Here is a 15,374-nt window from a genome sequence, read left to right as displayed (position 1 = left end):
CCGGCCGCGCCCCCGGCCCCGCCAGGGCCCGCGCCGCCGCCATGCCCCACACCGCCGCCACGTCCTACGCCATCGTCAGGAACCGCTGGATCAGCGACGCCACGAACACCGCGAGCAGCGGCAGCGAGAACCAGAAGCTGCTCTGCAGCCAGCGCTGCTGACCCACGCCGGGCGCCGCCGCGACCCGCACCACCTCGCGCACCGCGAGCAGCACGATCAGCGCGAGCACCGCGAGGGCCCCCACCACCGACCACGGCGTCCACGTCACCTTCGGGCCGACGGCGCCCGGTTCGGCCGCGGCGACCGGTCCCTCCGGCTGCTCGCGCAGCGCGTACAGGGTCGCGTCGGCGTTGCCGTAGACCTTCTTCAGCTCCGGGCGCTCGTCGAGGTTGCGGGCGAGGCGGGTGTCCCAGTTCGCCGGATAGCCGGTGTCCATCTGGAGATACACGGTCTGGCTGCGGTTGATCATGAGGTACGAGTTGGGGCCCGCGTCCTTGAGCGCCTTCACCAGGCCGGACACCAGGACCGGGTCCGGCGGCGCGAGCGTCGGCACGTACTCGACCTTCTCCGCGTCCCGCGCGCCCCAGGGGATCGCGGGCGTCACGTTGTTGACGGTGTCGTTGCTCATCCACAGCAGCCGCACCGTCGGGTCGTCGTGCGCGTACACGTACTCCATCGCGGCGACCTCGCCGGTCCTGATCCGCTCGAAGGACTCGTTGCCCCAGCGCGCCACCAGGAAGCCGCCCACCAGGACGAGGCCCGCGAGCAGCGCGGCGAGCGGCGCGAGGCTCACCTTGTCCCGGTCGCGCTCCTGCGGCGTGGCGCCGGTGCGCGGGAACAGCGCGAGCGCGGCGAGCAGCGCGGCGCCCGGCAGCGCGAACATGAAGACGCGCAGCGCCATCTCGCCGCCGTACGACTGCATGCCGAAGCCGAGGAACGGCACGAAGGTGAGGACGAGCAGCGACACCTCGCGGTACTTGTGCCGGCGCCTGCGCAGCCAGCCCCAGCAGGCCATGGCCATCACGCCGCCGGCGAGCGCCACCCGGACGTACAGCACCAGCTTGTGCGTCGAACTGCCGCCCTCGATCCGGCCGGACACCGACGACGACACATTGCCGCCGACGCCGCCGACGCCGCCGAACAGCTCGTCGAAGTGCCCCGACCAGTACGGCTCGGCGAAGAAGCCCAGCCAGACGGCGACCATGACGCCGCACAGCAGCGGCAGCCCGCGCAGCTCGCAGCGGCGCAGCAGGACCAGGACGGTGAGGACGCCGAGCATGACGAACGGCGTCAACTGGTGCGCGGGCACCGTGCCCGCGAACAGCCCGAGGAGGACGAGGAGCAGCACCGCCTGCTGACGGCGGTCGGCGGGCTCGACCTCGGCCTCGCCGGGCCGCCGCTTCGTCCAGATCACGCGCGGCGCGCGGAACCACACGAGCAGGATCGCCACGAACGCGATGTACAGCAGATACGTGAAGCCCTGCGGCGAGAAGTAGTCCTGGCCGACCCAGCCGCTCAGGACGAAGATCCACAGCCCGGCCCACTTGGCGCGCCAGCTCGCCCGCAGGGAGCGCGTGAGCAGCAGCATCGGGGCCAGGTAGAGGAGTTGGACGGCCGTCGGCCACCAGCGGATGACCTCGGTCAGGTCCGAGACGCCGCACGCCTGCGCGAGGAACGTGGCGGCGGCGAAGAATCCGGGCCAGCTCCAGCGCGCGTCCAGGTCCGGCACCGCCGTGCCGGTCCGGTCGATGTACTCGATGAAGCCCAGGTGCTGCCAGGCCGTCGCGAACCGAGGTTCGGTCTCGATGACGGCGGGCAGCGCGTGCAGGGACACGACGGTGGCGAGCAGGGTCAGCAGGAGCAGCCAGCGGTGCTGCCGCTCCAGCCACAGCAGCGAGGCGAACACACCCACGAGCAGCGCGGCGCCGACCAGCGTCGGCAGCGGCAGCACGGAGATGAGCCCGAGCCCGCCCATCCGGTCGAGGTCGCCGTCACCGAGCCCGAACGCCGGGATCCAGTACAGGCCGAGGGCGACGAGCAGCAGCAGGCCGAGGACCAGGGGCCTGCGGGGGGTTCGGTACGGGCGTGCGGGCCGGGTGGGCGCTGCGGCCGGTCGGGCCGGGGGAGCGGAGGCCGGGGGCGGCGGGGCGGACGGAGCCGCGGGGGCCGGGGTGGTGGCCGGTGCCGTGGTGGGCGGCGCGGCGGGTGGCGTGCCGGGTGCACCGGCCGAGGGCGGGGGCACGGCGACGGGGGGCGCCTTCGGGTCGGACACGGTCGGCCAGGGCTCCTTCACGGGCAGGCCCATGGGGTCGAGACCGCTCTCGGCGGCGGGTCGGCCCGCTGCGTCGCCGTGGTGCTCCGTGTCGGCGCGGCTGTCCGCGTCCCGGTGGCTCTCCGCGTCCACTGGGCCCGCCCCGCTGACGGGCTCCGGGACCGACGCCGACCCGGGCGAGCCGCAGGCCTCCGCCCCGCCGGACCTCTCCGCCCCGCCGAACCCCTCCGACCCGCCGGGCCTCTCCGGCATCTCCGACCTGTCCGAGGCGGGCCATTCCGAAGCGGACCCCTGCGAACTCGCCATCCGCTCCGCCCCGTCCGCCTCCGGCGGCAGCACCACGCGCGCCCCGGCGGCGGGCGTCGTGCGCGCCGACCGGGTCGCCCAGGTGGGCCGGTGCCCCTCCATGTCGTCCCCCTTGCCCGCTCCCACGGGCCCTCGTGCCGTCGGGAGCGGACGCACGTCCGGGCGGCGCTCCTGGTGCTCCACGTCGATCTGGACCGCCAGTTGAAGTGTGTCGGAGTCCAGGGACTCGCGCAGCGCCCACGCGGGGCCGTGTCGCCGCTGCTTGTTCCCGGGGCCCGCGGGCCGCTGCGGGGTGAGCTCCATGGTGGTGCCCGCGGGCACGTCCCGGGTGCCGAGGTCCGCCAGGTCCCCGTCCGGGGCCGCGCGTTCGGCCGCCGGGGCCGCGCGCGTGATCGCGTACAGCTTGGGCGCAGCGATCGCCACGATCACCGCGAGGCTGGAGATCTCCGCGACCCCCGCGCCGGTCAGCCCCATCCGGGGGAGCAGCAGCAGCGTCAGGCCGAGCACGAGCGCGCACAGCAGGCCCTGCAGCCAGGCGAGTCCGGAGGTGCGGCTCTGCGCGCGCAGGACGGCGAAGTACGTCTCCATGACCACCCGAAGGAGTGCACCCACCGCGAACCAGCGCAGCAGCGGGGTGGCCGCCTCCGAATAGCCCGCGCCGAACACGTTCAGGATGTACGGCGCTCCCACGAAGAGGATCCCGCACACCGGGACCATGATCCGAGCCATCCGGCGCAGCGCCGCGCGGGTGTTGGCGGCGAGCCGGGCCGGGTCGTGTGCGCCCTCGACGGTCAGCGACGCGCCCATGTTGATGGCGAGCAGGTTCGTGGTGCCGCCGATGGTCGTCGCGATGTAGAAGTACGCGTTGTCGGAGGAGCTGACCTGCGCGGCCACGATCACCGGCACCAGATAGACCACGGCGAGCGAGCACAGCGAACCGGTGTAGTCACCGGCGAGGAAGCGCCCCATCTCGCGCAGCGTCGGGGGCGTGGTCCTGCCCTCGGTGGCCCGCACATGGCGCGGCACGAGCCGCCGGAAGACCAGCCAGCCGAGCGGCACCACCGAGAAGGCGATGGCGGCCACCCACGACACGAACACCCCGGCCGTCGGTATGGCCGCAGCGAAGACGATCAGGAGCCCCAGCTTGACGACCGAGAACACCGTGTTGCCGACGGGCACCCACAGCGCGTTGCGCAGCCCGGTGAGGACCCCGTCCTGGAGCGTCAGGAGCGACCACGCCACCACCGCGCCGACGAAGCAGATCCCGGCCACCGGCCCGTGCAGGAAGCGGTACGAAGGACCCCACAGCCCGAGCGTGGCCAGGAAGGCGAGGGCCGCGCACGCGACGACGACGGAACTCGTCGCGTACGTACGGAAGATGAGCTTGCCCGTGGCGCGGCCCGCCACGGGGATGAAGCGGGCGAGCGCGCCCATGAGCGTCACGGCGGTGATGCCCGCGAGGAGCTTCATCGCCGCGATGGCCGCCGAGCCCTGGCCGACCGCCGATTCCGAGTAGTACCGGGCGGCGGCCAGCCAGAAACCGAGGCCGAGCAGACCGGAGATTCCGGTGTTGAGCATGAGCGCGTAGGCGTTGCGGAACAGCGGGCTCCCGCCGCCGCTCCGGCCCGCTCCGGGCAGCCGCATTCTCCGGGCCCTGCGGCACTTGCCGGACGGCGGTGCGCCGTCGGTCTGCGCGTCGGTCCCGGTGACCGCTGCCTGTGCGGTGGTCGTGTCAGACACGGGGGCGGGCTGCCTTCCGGCGGGCTTGTCGGGCTCTGCGGACGATGGCGTATCCCTTGCTGAGTACCCGGTCCCTGGCGAAGGACCGGACGATCGAGCGGCCGAGCAGCAGCCGCTCGAACTCCCCGACCCGGGTGCCGCGCCGCACCGTCACCCGCCGCAGCGCGTACGGACCCTGGCAGCGCCGCGCCAGGCCGTTGCCCACGGCGAGGGACTGGCCGAACCCGGCGCCGCGGACCGCGCACCGCACCCGGCGGCTGGAGTAGCCGTAGGGGTAGGCGAACGACACCGGCGGACTGCCGAGTTCATCGGCGAGGATCTCACGACAGCGCACCAGCTCGAACCAGAGCGCGTCGTCGGAGAGCTGGTCCAGTTGCGGATGCGTATGGCTGTGTCCCCCGATCTCCGTGCCCGCCGCGGCCAGTTCGCGCACCTGGTCCCAGCCGAGCATGGTGTCGAGGCCGCCGCCCGTGTCGTACTTCCCCGGCAGCCAGCCCGTCGCCACGAAGAGCGTCGAGCTGAAGCCGTGCCGGGCGAGCGCCGGGAGGGCGTGCTGGTGCACGCCCTCGTAGCCGTCGTCGAAGGTGATCAGGACCGGCCGGGTCGGCAGTGGGCGCCCGGGGTGACGCCAGTGCCAGGCCAGTTGGGAGGTGGTGAGCGGAGTGCAGCCGAGGGCCCGCACCACCTCCATCTGCTCCGAGAACGCCTCGGGCGAGACGGACAGGTCGTGGGTCGCCTCGTTCGGGTGCGGGGCGACCGCGTGGTACATCAGGATCGGTATCCCGCCGGTGCTCATCTTCCCCCCTCACCGCCTCTCGTCCCCGTGCCCCGGGTGCTCTCGCTGCCCCGGGTCGCGGTGGCCGGGCCGGACACGTCCACGACGGCGAAGGTCGCCCCCGCCCGGCGCGCCCGGACGCTCCCGACGACGTACCCACCGGCCGCCGCCACCACGCCCGCGACGATCGCCCCCGCGCGCCCGGCACCACCGGGGCGCGCGAGCACCGCGTCCCGCAGCCCGCGGCCGACGCCGGCCGGGAGCACCCGGGTGGTGTACCGACGCTCGGACTCAAGGCCCTTGCCGGCGCCGACACTCCGGGACACCAGTGCCTTGGACAGGCCTTCGGCGTAGGCACGGGTGCGGAAGTAGCCGAACCGCTCCCGGGCCGCGGGCACCCGGTGGTGGATCACCGCGCGGTCGTCGATGAGGAGCACGGCGTCGGGGCGGGCGCGGGTGAGCCGGATGCACAGCTCCGTCTCCTCGCCGCCCAGCGGACGCTTGTCGCCGTCACGCCCGATGCCGGTCGCGAAGCCGCCCGCGATCTCGAAGGCGGTGCGCCGGAAGGAGGCGTTGCCGCCGAGCACGTTGCGCACCGCGACGCGGCCCGTCGGATGGCCCCGGTACATGCACCCGACGACCCAGTCGAACTCCTCGGGGAACCAGCGGGGCCGACGGCCCGACTCCCAGGCGGGCAGCGTGCGCCCGCCGACGGCGAGGACCCGCGGGTCCTCGTACCCGGCGGCGAAGTGGCGCAGCCAGTCCCGCTCGGCGACGGCGTCGTCGTCGAGGAAGGCGATGATCTCGCCGCTCGACTCGGCGATGCCGGTGTTGCGGCCCGCGGACAGGCCGCGGGGGCCCGCGTTGGCGAGCACCCGCACTCCCTGTGTCTCCTTGTACTCCTTGGTCAGGCGGTCGAGGAGAGGCGGATTGTGGTCGACCACGAGCAGGGTCTCGTGGGCGGTGTGGGACTGCGCGCGCACCGAGGCGACCGCTGCGAGGATGTCCTCCCAGCGGTCCTCGGTGTACGCGCACACGACCACCGAGATGGAGATCAAGAAGCCTCTCCCTGGTGCCGTGGCAGGGGCGTGGTCCGCGAACCCTGGCGCTGCGTACGCTTGTTGGAGCGTTCGGTCAGGATCACCTTGAGCACCCGCAGTCCGTCGCGCACGGCGCTGAGGTTGCTCACGCCGTGGATGCGCAGATACTCGTGGCTCGGGATCTCCTGCACCTTGAGCCCGGCCTTGACGACGCGGATGTTCATCAGCGTCTCGACCTCGAAGCCGGTGCAGTCGAGTTCGATCTTGTCGAGGCAGTGCCGCCAGAACGCGTTGTAGCCGTAGCACAGGTCCGTGTAGCGGGCGCCGAACTTGGCGTTGACCACGGAGCACAGGACGTGGTTGCCGAGCTTGCGGATGAAGGTCATGTCGTCGGTGCCGCCGCCGTTGGCGAAGCGGGAGCCCTTGGCGAAGTCGGCGCCCGAGACGAGGGCGGAGACATAGCTGACGATCTCGTGGCCGTCCGCGGAGCCGTCCGCGTCGACCATCACGATGATGTCGCCGGTGCAGGCCTCGAAGCCGGTGATGAGCGCGTCGCCCTTGCCCTTGCCGAGCTGGCGCACGACCTTCACGTCCGGCCACAGCTCCCGGGCCACGGCGACCGTGTCGTCGGTGGAATTACCGTCCACCAGTACGACTTCGTGGATCCACTCGGGCAGCGTCTTGAACACGTAGGGAAGATTCTCCGCCTCGTTCATGGCGGGAATCACGACACTCACCGGTGGCGCAATCGCCAGATGTGAGGAAACCGCGCGGTATTCGTGCTGGCTCGGAATGGCGGGCAATCCCGCTATGGCGGTTCCTTCCGTTGGTCCGGTCTTTTCCTTCGGCCCGTCGGTGGCGTTCGACGACGGTTCGATTAAAGGATCTTGCCCCCGGCCGGCCGGGCGCACAGCAGAACTCATGAGTCTGATCCCTCTCGTCCGGTGGACCACCCGCCCCCGGGCGGTCCGGTTGTCGATCCGGTTCGAAAGGGGGGATTCTCACTGCGATCATGGCGGAATGGATTTCCGGGCACGCCGAGTGAGCTGGCATGACTGCGCGGCACGTGCTCCGGCAGAGAATCGATCACCGGACACGGGCACCCCCCTACCGCGCCCCGCGCCGGAACCATCGCGGTCTTGAGCCCTCCCCTAGACCGACTGTCGATGGACCGATGCGGGTAGATGTACGACGGTATTGATGCTTGCGACCGTATGGCAAGACCTGGAACGGGGTCTCACGGTTTCGGATATTTGACCATTCTCTTCGGACACCACGAGAGTGTCCGGATCTCCCATCACCACTGGCGTTCCTTGGCGCTTCCTGCGCGCTTCTTAATCGTTCCGGCGCGTGGCTCTGATCTTTCCCAGGCGTTTGAGCAGGCGATCTGCGGGGCCGAACAATTCCGGTCGTCCTACGACGGTATTGCGAAGCGCCCGTACGGGTGCCCGGTGGACACGATGTCCGATTGCCATGGGGTGGCGCAGCGCCACCCATCCTTCCGACACTGTGAGTTCACGTGTCTTCAAGGAGTCCTTCCACTGCTTCTGGCCGCGCCCGAGGTCGATGTGCGCGATACCGTCGGCGGCGGCCGCCTCGGCCATGTGCAGATGCAGCAGCAGGCCCGGTGAGTACCGGGCGAAATCCGGGTCGTACGCCGGGAACCAGCACACGTGCACGCGCTCGCTGCGCGGGCCGAAGTGCGCGGCGATCGGCGCGCCCCCGGCGTAGAGCACGGAGAGGACGCCCGCGAAGGAGTCGCCGCGGCTGTGGAAGAGCTGGTGCACCAGGCGGGTGATCCAGTCGTGCGCGAAGCGGTCGCTGCGGCCCGTCCTGCGGTACTGCGCGGACTTCCAGGCGATCAGCCTGCGCAGCGCGGCGGGGTCGCGCTCGTCGTGCACATAGCGCACCTCGCCGTGGTCGCGGTGGAGCCTGCGGCCCTTGGCGAGGGTGGAGCGGAGGAACTTGGGGGATCGGGCCCGCACACGGGCGAGATAACCCTCGTAGCCCTCGTCGAGGTCCATCACGGGGGACGCGAAGCGACCGGAGGCGCCGGTCTCGAACGCGTCCTGGCCGGCCGCGAGATGGTCGAACTCCCACATCGCGAGCCCGCAGTCGCGGAGCAGTCCCCGGGCGTCCCACGCGAAGCCGGGCCGGTGCACCAGGCCCTGGCAGTCGGAGACGCCGAGGCCGACGGCCCGGCCCACGCCGGTTCTGGATCTCTGGAAAGGGAAGTACGCGGCGGGCTCGCCGTCCTCCCGGGCGACGGCGACCCGCACGTTCCGCCGCACCCGCGCCATGGCGAGGGTGAACTCCGGTGCCAGGAACGGGTTCGAGAGGTCGGGTAACCCGTTCAGGTGAGCCTTGGACTGCATGGCCGTCCACGCCGCCCGGTCGGCTGCGGTGAGCTCGCCGGGGCGGTGCACGGTGACCTCCACGTCATCACGTCCGTCTACTCGGGGCGCGGTGACGCCGCCGCGCCAGGGCCGACAGGAAGACGAGCACGCTGAGCGCGCCGACCGCCGCGACGCCGCCGCGGATCGACCACACGTGCAGCGCCAGCATCGCCTGGGCGACCACCAGGTCGACCACGAGCGCCCCGCTGCCGCAGGCCACGACGCGGGCCCAGGTGTCGAGCCCCCGCAGCCACGGGGACAGGGCGAATCCGGGGGCCGTGAGCAGGAAGAAGAGGACGAACGGGGCGCGCAGCGGCGAGGAGAGGTCGAGCAGCCCGAACGCCGCCCCGACGCATCCGGCGGCCACGGCCACGCCCGCGAACAGTGGTGTGAGGTCCGCGGACGCCGCGGGGCGCGGCGCTCCGTCAGGGTCCTGGTCCGGCCGTCCTGTGCCGGAAGACGCTGACTTGATCCTGATGGTCTGCATGGGCGACTTGCCCCCCGAAGCGCCGGATGCCGGGCTTCAATGTCGCTCAGTTTCCGGCGGCCCGTCAAGATGCGGAGAGGGTGTGCAGATGTTCGTTGTCGGACTGTAGTCCGATCGGTGAACTGTCCTGGCGGGCAAGGGAATTACTGAAGAATTGATTGACATGGACACTATCGGCAACGGGTGGTGCGTGCTACCACTGTCGATGCAGAAATCCTGCTAAGGGAGGTTCCATGAGATTGTCCCGTTTCACGGCATACGCTTCCTCGCTCCTCCTCGCCGCCGCCTGCACCCTCACCGGGGTGGCCACGGCGCACGCGGACTCCGGCGACGACCGGGCCGCCGCCCCCGCCTATGTGGCGCTCGGCGACTCCTACTCCTCCGGCGTCGGCGCCGGCAGCTACGACAGCGGCAGCGGAAACTGCAAGCGCAGCACCCGCTCCTACCCGGCGCTGTGGGCCGCCGCCAACTCACCCTCCAGCTTCAACTTCACGGCCTGTTCCGGCGCTCGAACGAGTGACGTCCTGAACAACCAACTGGGGCCGCTGAACTCCGGCACCGGACTGGTGTCCCTCTCCGTCGGCGGCAACGACGCGGGCTTCGCCGACGTGATGATGACCTGCGTACTGCAGTCCGAATCGAGCTGTGTGACGCGCGTCAACCAGGCCAAGGCGTACGTCGATTCGACGCTGCCCGGCCAGCTCGACCAGGTCTACTCGGCGATCAAGAGCAAGGCGCCGTCCGCCCGCGTCGTGGTGCTCGGCTATCCACGCTTCTACAAACTCGGCGGCAGCTGTCTCGCCGGTCTCACCGAGGGCGAGCGCCGCGCCATCAACGGTGCCGCCGACCACCTCAACACCGCCACCGCCAAGCGTGCGGCCGACCACGGCTTCACCTTCGGCGACGTCACCACCACGTTCACCAACCACGAGATCTGCTCCAGCGACTCGTGGCTGCACAGCGTGAACTGGGGCAACATCGGCGAGTCCTACCACCCGACCGCCGCCGGCCAGTCCGGTGGTTACCTCCCGGTGTTCCGGGGCGCGGCCTCCTGACGGCCCCTCACCCCACGCAGCCGCACCGCGCGCCGCGCCGGCTTCACTGATCGTAGGGAGAGGAGGAGCCCCCTCCGGTGGTCGGGGGCTCCTCCTCGCACGTCACGGAGTACGCGACGGAGTTCGACGTCGCGGCCACCGGACTGCGGACCTCGACCCGCACGCTGCCCCGGTGCGTGCCGGGATCCGTCCAGGCCGGCACCTCCACATGGTTGACCTGCTTGCTCTTCCCGTCGCCCGACGCGAAGGAGAGCGTCTTCCAGCCCGGGTCGCTCGACTCGCCCTCGGCGGTCACCCACCGGTACTGCACGCCCACCGGCACCCGCCCCACGGTGAAGGTCGCCGCGAACGACGGTGCCTCGCCGGACGGCACCGGGCACGCGCCCGTGTACGAGGTGCGGTGCGCGGTGACGCTGACGCGCACGGACTGGGCCGGGGTGGTCGTGCCGCCGTTCCCGCCGCCGTCGGTGGAACCGCCGCCACTGCCCCCGGTGGTGCCACCGTCGGTGCCGCCGCCTCCGTTGCCGGATCCACCGCCGCCACTGTCCCCGTCGCCGGACCCGCCCCCGTCGCTGCCGCCGCCGTCGGATCCGCCGTTGCTCGTGGCGCCGCCGTTCGATCCGCCGCTGGTGCCGCTGCCGCTGTCGGCGCCGCCGTTCCCGCCGTCCGAGTCGTCCTTCATCAGGGCGTACGTGACACCGCCGATGGCCAGGGCCACGGCGATGAGGCCCGCGACGAGGACGGCGGTCGTGCGGCGCGAACGGCGCTGGGATGTCGTGGTCGTCGTCGTGCCGGGCGCGGGAAGGGGAGTGGAGGTGGTGCCGGTCGGCGCGGACGAGGCGAAACCGGCGGGCGGCGGGGGCGGAGTGGGGCCAGGCCCCTGGGGGGCGACGACCGTCGGCTGGTACGAGGACGACACCTCCGTGCGCGGCGTGTGGCCCTCCGCCACCAGGCGCAGATCCCGTTCCGTGTCCGCCGCGAGCGAGCGCTCCGCCGGGTCCTTGCGCAGCAGGCCCTCGATGACCGGGGCCAGCGGGCCCGCGTGGCGCGGCGGCGGCAACTGCTCGTCGACGACGGCGCGCAGCGTGCTCAGCGGCGTGTCCTGCCGGAACGGCGAGACGCCCTCCACGGCCGCGTACAGGAGCACACCGAGCGACCACAGGTCGGACTCCGGACCGGGGCGCTGCCCCAACGCCCGTTCCGGAGCGAGGAATTCGGGCGACCCGACGACCTCGCCCGTCATTGTGAGGGCCGAACTGCCCTCCACCACCGCGATCCCGAAGTCGGTCAGCACCACCCGGCCGTCATTGGACAGCAGTACGTTGCCGGGCTTGACGTCGCGGTGCAGCACCCCCGCGTCGTGCGCGGCGCGCAGCGCGCCCAGGACCTCCGCGCCGATGTGCGCGGCGCGCTGCGGGGTCATCGGGCCCTCGGCCTCCAGGACGTCCGACAGGGACAGACCGGGCACCAGCTCCATCACGATCCACGGCCGCCCCTCGTCGGTGGCGACGTCGTACACCGTCACGACATTGCGGTACGGGATCCGGGCCGCGGCCCAGGCCTCCCGTTCCAGGCGGGTGTAGAGCCGCTCGACCTCGCTCGCCGGGAGTCCCGCGGGCGCGCGGACCTCCTTGACGGCGACCTCGCGGCCGAGCACGTCGTCCCGGGCCCGCCACACCGTGCCCATGCCCCCCTCGCCCAGCGGCGCCAGGAGGCGGTAACGCCCAGCGATCACTCGCGCTTCGTCGGACACGAGCCCCCCACTTTCGCAGCCGTGCGATTCTCCACAAAAGTAGCTCAACCGAGCGCTGTTGCGGCCCCCTTGAACACCAATCCGCACCCGAGCGCGAGGACCACGCACGCGGAGCCCAGCGGCGCGAGGCGCCGGGTGAGCCCGGCCAGCCGCACCCGCCCCGTCCGCCTCCGCGACAGCCGCCGCCCCGCCACCGCGGCGACCCGCGTCCCCAGCCGCACCACGAGGAACCCGGCCACCGTCAGCGTGACCGCGAGCCCCGCGCCGTACGCGAGCACGAGCAACAGCCCGAACCAGGCCTCGCCGAGAGCGGCGGCGCCGACGAGCACGACGACGGCGGAGGGACTGGGGACGAGCCCACCGGCGAAGCCGAGGAGGAGGGTGCCGCGGAGGGTGGGGGGTGAGGGCGGGGACGGATGTTCGTGCGGGTGCGGGTGCGGGTGCGGGTGGGCATGGGGGTGCCCGTGGCCGAACTGCTGCTCGTGGCTGTGACTGTGGGGGTGCCCGTGCCCGTGCGTGTGACTGTGCCCGTGGGCGTGGTGGCGATGACGCCAGGCCCGGCGGAGCAGGGCGGCGCCCGCGCCGGCGACGAGGAGGCCGCTGGCGACGCCGAGCCAGGCGACGACGGAGGGGGCGGCGGCGGAACCGCCCGCGACGAGGAGCCCGAGCGCCACGACGCCCAAGGTGTGGGTGACGGTGACGGAGGCGGCGAGGGGCAGGACGTCCCGGAGGGTGGCGGTGCCGCGGGCGGCGGCGGTGGCGGCCATGAGGGTCTTGCCGTGCCCGGGGGCGAGGGCGTGCAGGGCGCCGAGGAGCAGGGCGGTGCCGAGGGCCGCGGCGGCGAAGGTCCAGGTGAGGTCGTGGCGGGCGACGAGACGGGTGAGGGCGTCGGTGGCGGCGCGGGGGAGGGCGGAGGCGGGCGGCGCGGGGTCGGCGGCGAGGGCGGGGCCGCCGGGGCGGACGCGGAGGGTGGCGGAGGTGGTGTCGGGCGGGGAGGAGGCGAGGTGCCTCGGGTAGCGGGTGAGGGAGCGGGAGGGAGAGGTCGTGGGTACGTCGGTGTCGGTGAGGGTCATGCGGTCGCCGCGGGCGGTGATCTCGCGCCAGCCGGGGGTGGGTCGGCGGGGCGCGCGATAGGTGAGGGCGAGGTTCTTGCCCTCGGGGAGCGGGGCGGCGAAGCGGCACTCGACGCGGACGGTGGGGAGCCCGGCCTGGCCGGTGCGCACGAGGGCGCGGGCGGCGCGGGACCGGAGGGGGACGGGGCGCCCACCGAGGGCGAGGCGGGTGCCGACGGCGGCCTCGCGGCACCGGTCGGCGGCCCAACGCGCCTTGCCCGCCCGCTTGATGCCCGGTTCGGCCTGGGAGGCAGGTATCTCGGCGAGGTCCTCGACGTGGTCGACGCGGAGCAGGCCGGGGGCCAGGGTGAGGGCGTCGTGCTGGTTGACGGTGAAGTTGCCGAGGGGGTGGGCGGAGGCGGGGGCGGCGGGGAGGAGGAGGGCGCCGCAGAGGGCGAGGAGGACGGCGACGAGGGTGCGGTGTGCCCAGGTGGAGGCGCGGTTCCCGGGCCGGGGCTGGCGTGCCAGGTGTGCCCGGCGCGGCCGAGGTGGCGTGAGCGACCCACGTGTCCGACGCCCTTCGGCCCATCCGGGGCGTCGGCGCCGTCGGACACGCACGCCCCCGAAGGGCGAGAGCCGCCGAACGGGTCCCTCCGGCCGGCCCGTCCCGTCGGTCTCAAGCGCACTGCCCAGAGCGCCCGGACCGGCACCCGCCCAACGGTCGGGGCCGCCCGAGCGCGCGTCGGGCTGTCCGCCCGGGGTGCCGGGCCCTGGACGGGCCCCCGGTCCACCATCCGGCGCGGAGTAACGAGTGGGCGGGTGGGGGACATCCGCCGCGGAGCGGCGGGACAGGGGCACCGCCCACCGGGCGGCACCCGCCCGAGAGTCGAGCCCGCCCGAGCGCGCGTCGGGCTCATCGCCCGGGGTGCCGGGCCCTGGACGGGCCCCCGGTCCAGGGCCCGGCGCGGAGTAACGAGTGGGTGGGTGGGGGAGATCCGCCGCGGAGCGGCGGGACAGGGGCACCGCCCGCCAAAAGGCACCCGCACACGAAAAAGCCCTCATCGCAACCCCTCCAACAGTCGCCCAGCGTCCCGAGAACCCACAGGCGAGAAACCCGAGTTGAGCCCGATCGCCCGCTCGAGCCACCGCCGCCCCGCCGAGGGCGATCCGGCGCGCAGCTCGATCACCCCGCGGTGGTAGAAGAAGGCCGCCTCACGGAACCCCGTGGCCGTGGCCCGCCGGGCGTACCGCAGCGCCTCGTCGTCGCGCCCGACGGCGTGCAAGGCCCACCCCAGCGCATCAGCGGTGTGCACGGTGCGCCGCCGCCCCCACTCGGCCCGCGCCGCCGCCAACGCGGCCTTCGCGTCCCCGTGGTCCGCCGCGGCGAGCGCGGTGTCCAGATCAGGGTTGACCCCGTTCGCGCGGGCCAGCCGCGTCCAGGCGCGGATCAGCCGGTACTGCTCCCGGGCCCGCGCCGACTCCCCTCGGGACTCGTACAGTTCGCCGAGCGCCACCAGCGTGCCGGGAAGCGGCTGCCGGGCCACGGCCTCGCGCAGATCGGCGACAGCCGCCCTCGTCTCGCCCTGGGCGGCCCGCACCTTCCCCCGTGTCTCCAGCGCGGGGACGTACGACGGGTCGGCCCGCAGCGCGACCGTGCACCGCCTCGCGGCCTGCGCGTACTGCCCCTGCCGCCAGGCGAGTTGGGCCAGCGCCGTGGCGACGTACGCGACATCGCCGGGTGCCCGCGCGGAGGCGAGGGCGCGTTCCAGGACGCGCCGCGCCCCGCCGACGTCCCCGCGCAGCTCCCGCACGTACGCGAACCGCGTGAAGACCGGAATGCCGGGCCGGCGTGCGTCGGCGGCCCGCGCCGCCCGCAACGCCCTTTCGTACGAGCCGAGTTCGACGAGCGCGTCGATGCGGGTGGCGAGGGCGCGCTCGCTGTAGGGGTTCGCGGCCAGCGCCCGCTCGGCGTACCGCAGCGCGCCGGAGAAGTCGTGCCGCGCGGCGGCGAGCGCGCCGAGCCCGGCCAGGGCCCCGTCGTGGCCGGGGCGGAGCGCGAGCGCGCGGTCGAGGGCGCGCTCGGCCTCGGCGTACCGGGTGGGGTCGGCGTTCGTGCGTGCCTGTTCGACGTACGCGGACCCGAGCGCGGCCCAGGACGCGAAGTCCCGGGGCCGCACCCGCACCCGATCCCGCAGCGAGGCCACTCCACGGTCGAGGTCGCCCGCGCGGAGCCCGTCGGGCGGCGCCGCGTACGGGGGCGGCGGGGCGGCCGCCACGGACGGCCGCCCCTCCTCCCGCAGCCCACCGACGACCACCGCACCCGCGGTCAGCACGACCGCGAGCACGACGACGGTCCCGAGCCGCCACCCGACCCGCCGGGCGGCACCCGCCCGAGCCGACCGGCCGATCGCCGTACCACCGAGCCGCCGCACACCGGCCCCGCCGACCTCCGGCCGTTCTCCGGCCGGGGTGCCGTTGAGTGACACCCCGGCGGACCC

Annotated in this window: 10 protein-coding genes; 1 reads left to right on the top strand and 9 read right to left on the bottom strand. The window is 73.4% G+C overall.

Going from position 1 to position 15,374, the window contains the following annotated elements; translation table 11 throughout:
* Positions 1-64 precede the first annotated feature (64 nt).
* The 6 genes from ACZ6BG_RS27035 to ACZ6BG_RS27010 form a co-directional block, all read right to left on the bottom strand.
* Positions 65-4,318: a lipopolysaccharide biosynthesis protein gene (locus ACZ6BG_RS27035; RefSeq protein WP_469005999.1), complete on the bottom strand. Its 4,254-nt coding sequence runs from the start codon at positions 4,316-4,318 to the stop codon at positions 65-67.
* Positions 4,311-5,114 (bottom strand): polysaccharide deacetylase family protein, encoded by an 804-nt coding sequence (locus ACZ6BG_RS27030; protein WP_469005995.1) that lies wholly within the window; start codon positions 5,112-5,114, stop codon positions 4,311-4,313. Before ACZ6BG_RS27030 ends, ACZ6BG_RS27035 begins: the two co-directional genes overlap by 8 nt.
* Positions 5,111-6,151, bottom strand: coding sequence for a glycosyltransferase family 2 protein (locus tag ACZ6BG_RS27025; protein WP_469005993.1), 1,041 nt, complete (start codon positions 6,149-6,151; stop codon positions 5,111-5,113). The genes ACZ6BG_RS27030 and ACZ6BG_RS27025 overlap by 4 nt, the downstream gene beginning before the upstream one ends.
* Positions 6,148-7,056 carry a glycosyltransferase family 2 protein gene (locus ACZ6BG_RS27020; protein ID WP_469005991.1) on the bottom strand — a complete coding sequence of 303 codons (909 nt, stop codon included), beginning with the start codon at positions 7,054-7,056 and terminating at the stop codon, positions 6,148-6,150. Before ACZ6BG_RS27020 ends, ACZ6BG_RS27025 begins: the two co-directional genes overlap by 4 nt.
* A 411-nt stretch (positions 7,057-7,467) precedes the next feature.
* Positions 7,468-8,571, bottom strand: coding sequence for a GNAT family N-acetyltransferase (locus tag ACZ6BG_RS27015; RefSeq protein WP_469005989.1), 1,104 nt, complete (start codon positions 8,569-8,571; stop codon positions 7,468-7,470).
* 4 nt (positions 8,572-8,575) lie between these two features.
* Positions 8,576-9,016 carry a hypothetical protein gene (locus ACZ6BG_RS27010; protein ID WP_469005987.1) on the bottom strand — a complete coding sequence of 147 codons (441 nt, stop codon included), beginning with the start codon at positions 9,014-9,016 and terminating at the stop codon, positions 8,576-8,578.
* A 233-nt stretch (positions 9,017-9,249) separates the two neighbouring features.
* Here ACZ6BG_RS27010 and ACZ6BG_RS27005 point away from each other — a divergent pair, with 233 nt between their 5' ends.
* A complete protein-coding gene (locus ACZ6BG_RS27005) occupies positions 9,250-10,071 on the top strand; it encodes an SGNH/GDSL hydrolase family protein (protein WP_469005985.1) in 822 nt (273 codons plus the stop codon).
* 43 nt (positions 10,072-10,114) lie between these two features.
* Here the strand turns inward: ACZ6BG_RS27005 and ACZ6BG_RS27000 are convergent, their stop codons facing one another.
* The 3 genes from ACZ6BG_RS27000 to ACZ6BG_RS26990 form a co-directional block, all read right to left on the bottom strand.
* Positions 10,115-11,806, bottom strand: a complete 1,692-nt coding sequence (locus ACZ6BG_RS27000) for a serine/threonine-protein kinase (RefSeq protein WP_469005983.1) — start codon at positions 11,804-11,806, stop codon at positions 10,115-10,117.
* Between the two features lie 62 nt (positions 11,807-11,868).
* Positions 11,869-13,404, bottom strand: a complete 1,536-nt coding sequence (locus ACZ6BG_RS26995; RefSeq protein ID WP_469006220.1) for a nickel transporter — start codon at positions 13,402-13,404, stop codon at positions 11,869-11,871.
* Between the two features lie 530 nt (positions 13,405-13,934).
* Positions 13,935-15,362, bottom strand: coding sequence for a tetratricopeptide repeat protein (locus ACZ6BG_RS26990; protein WP_469005981.1), 1,428 nt, complete (start codon positions 15,360-15,362; stop codon positions 13,935-13,937).
* Positions 15,363-15,374: the final 12 nt, after the last annotated feature.

This window comes from Streptomyces sp. NPDC041205, assembly GCF_055591765.1.
The sequence above is the reverse complement of the archived record's forward strand: the minus strand, read 5'-3'. Positions and strand labels throughout refer to the sequence as shown.

What these genes read in the sequence shown, in the direction of transcription:
- ACZ6BG_RS27030 (WP_469005995.1), bottom strand. Translation starts at nt 5,114, where the DNA reads ATGAGCACCGGCGGGATACCGATCCTGATGTACCACGCGGTCGCCCCG.
- ACZ6BG_RS27020 (WP_469005991.1), bottom strand. Translation starts at nt 7,056, where the DNA reads ATGAGTTCTGCTGTGCGCCCGGCCGGCCGGGGGCAAGATCCTTTAATC.
- ACZ6BG_RS27010 (WP_469005987.1), bottom strand. Translation starts at nt 9,016, where the DNA reads ATGCAGACCATCAGGATCAAGTCAGCGTCTTCCGGCACAGGACGGCCG.
- ACZ6BG_RS27005 (WP_469005985.1), top strand. Translation starts at nt 9,250, where the DNA reads ATGAGATTGTCCCGTTTCACGGCATACGCTTCCTCGCTCCTCCTCGCC.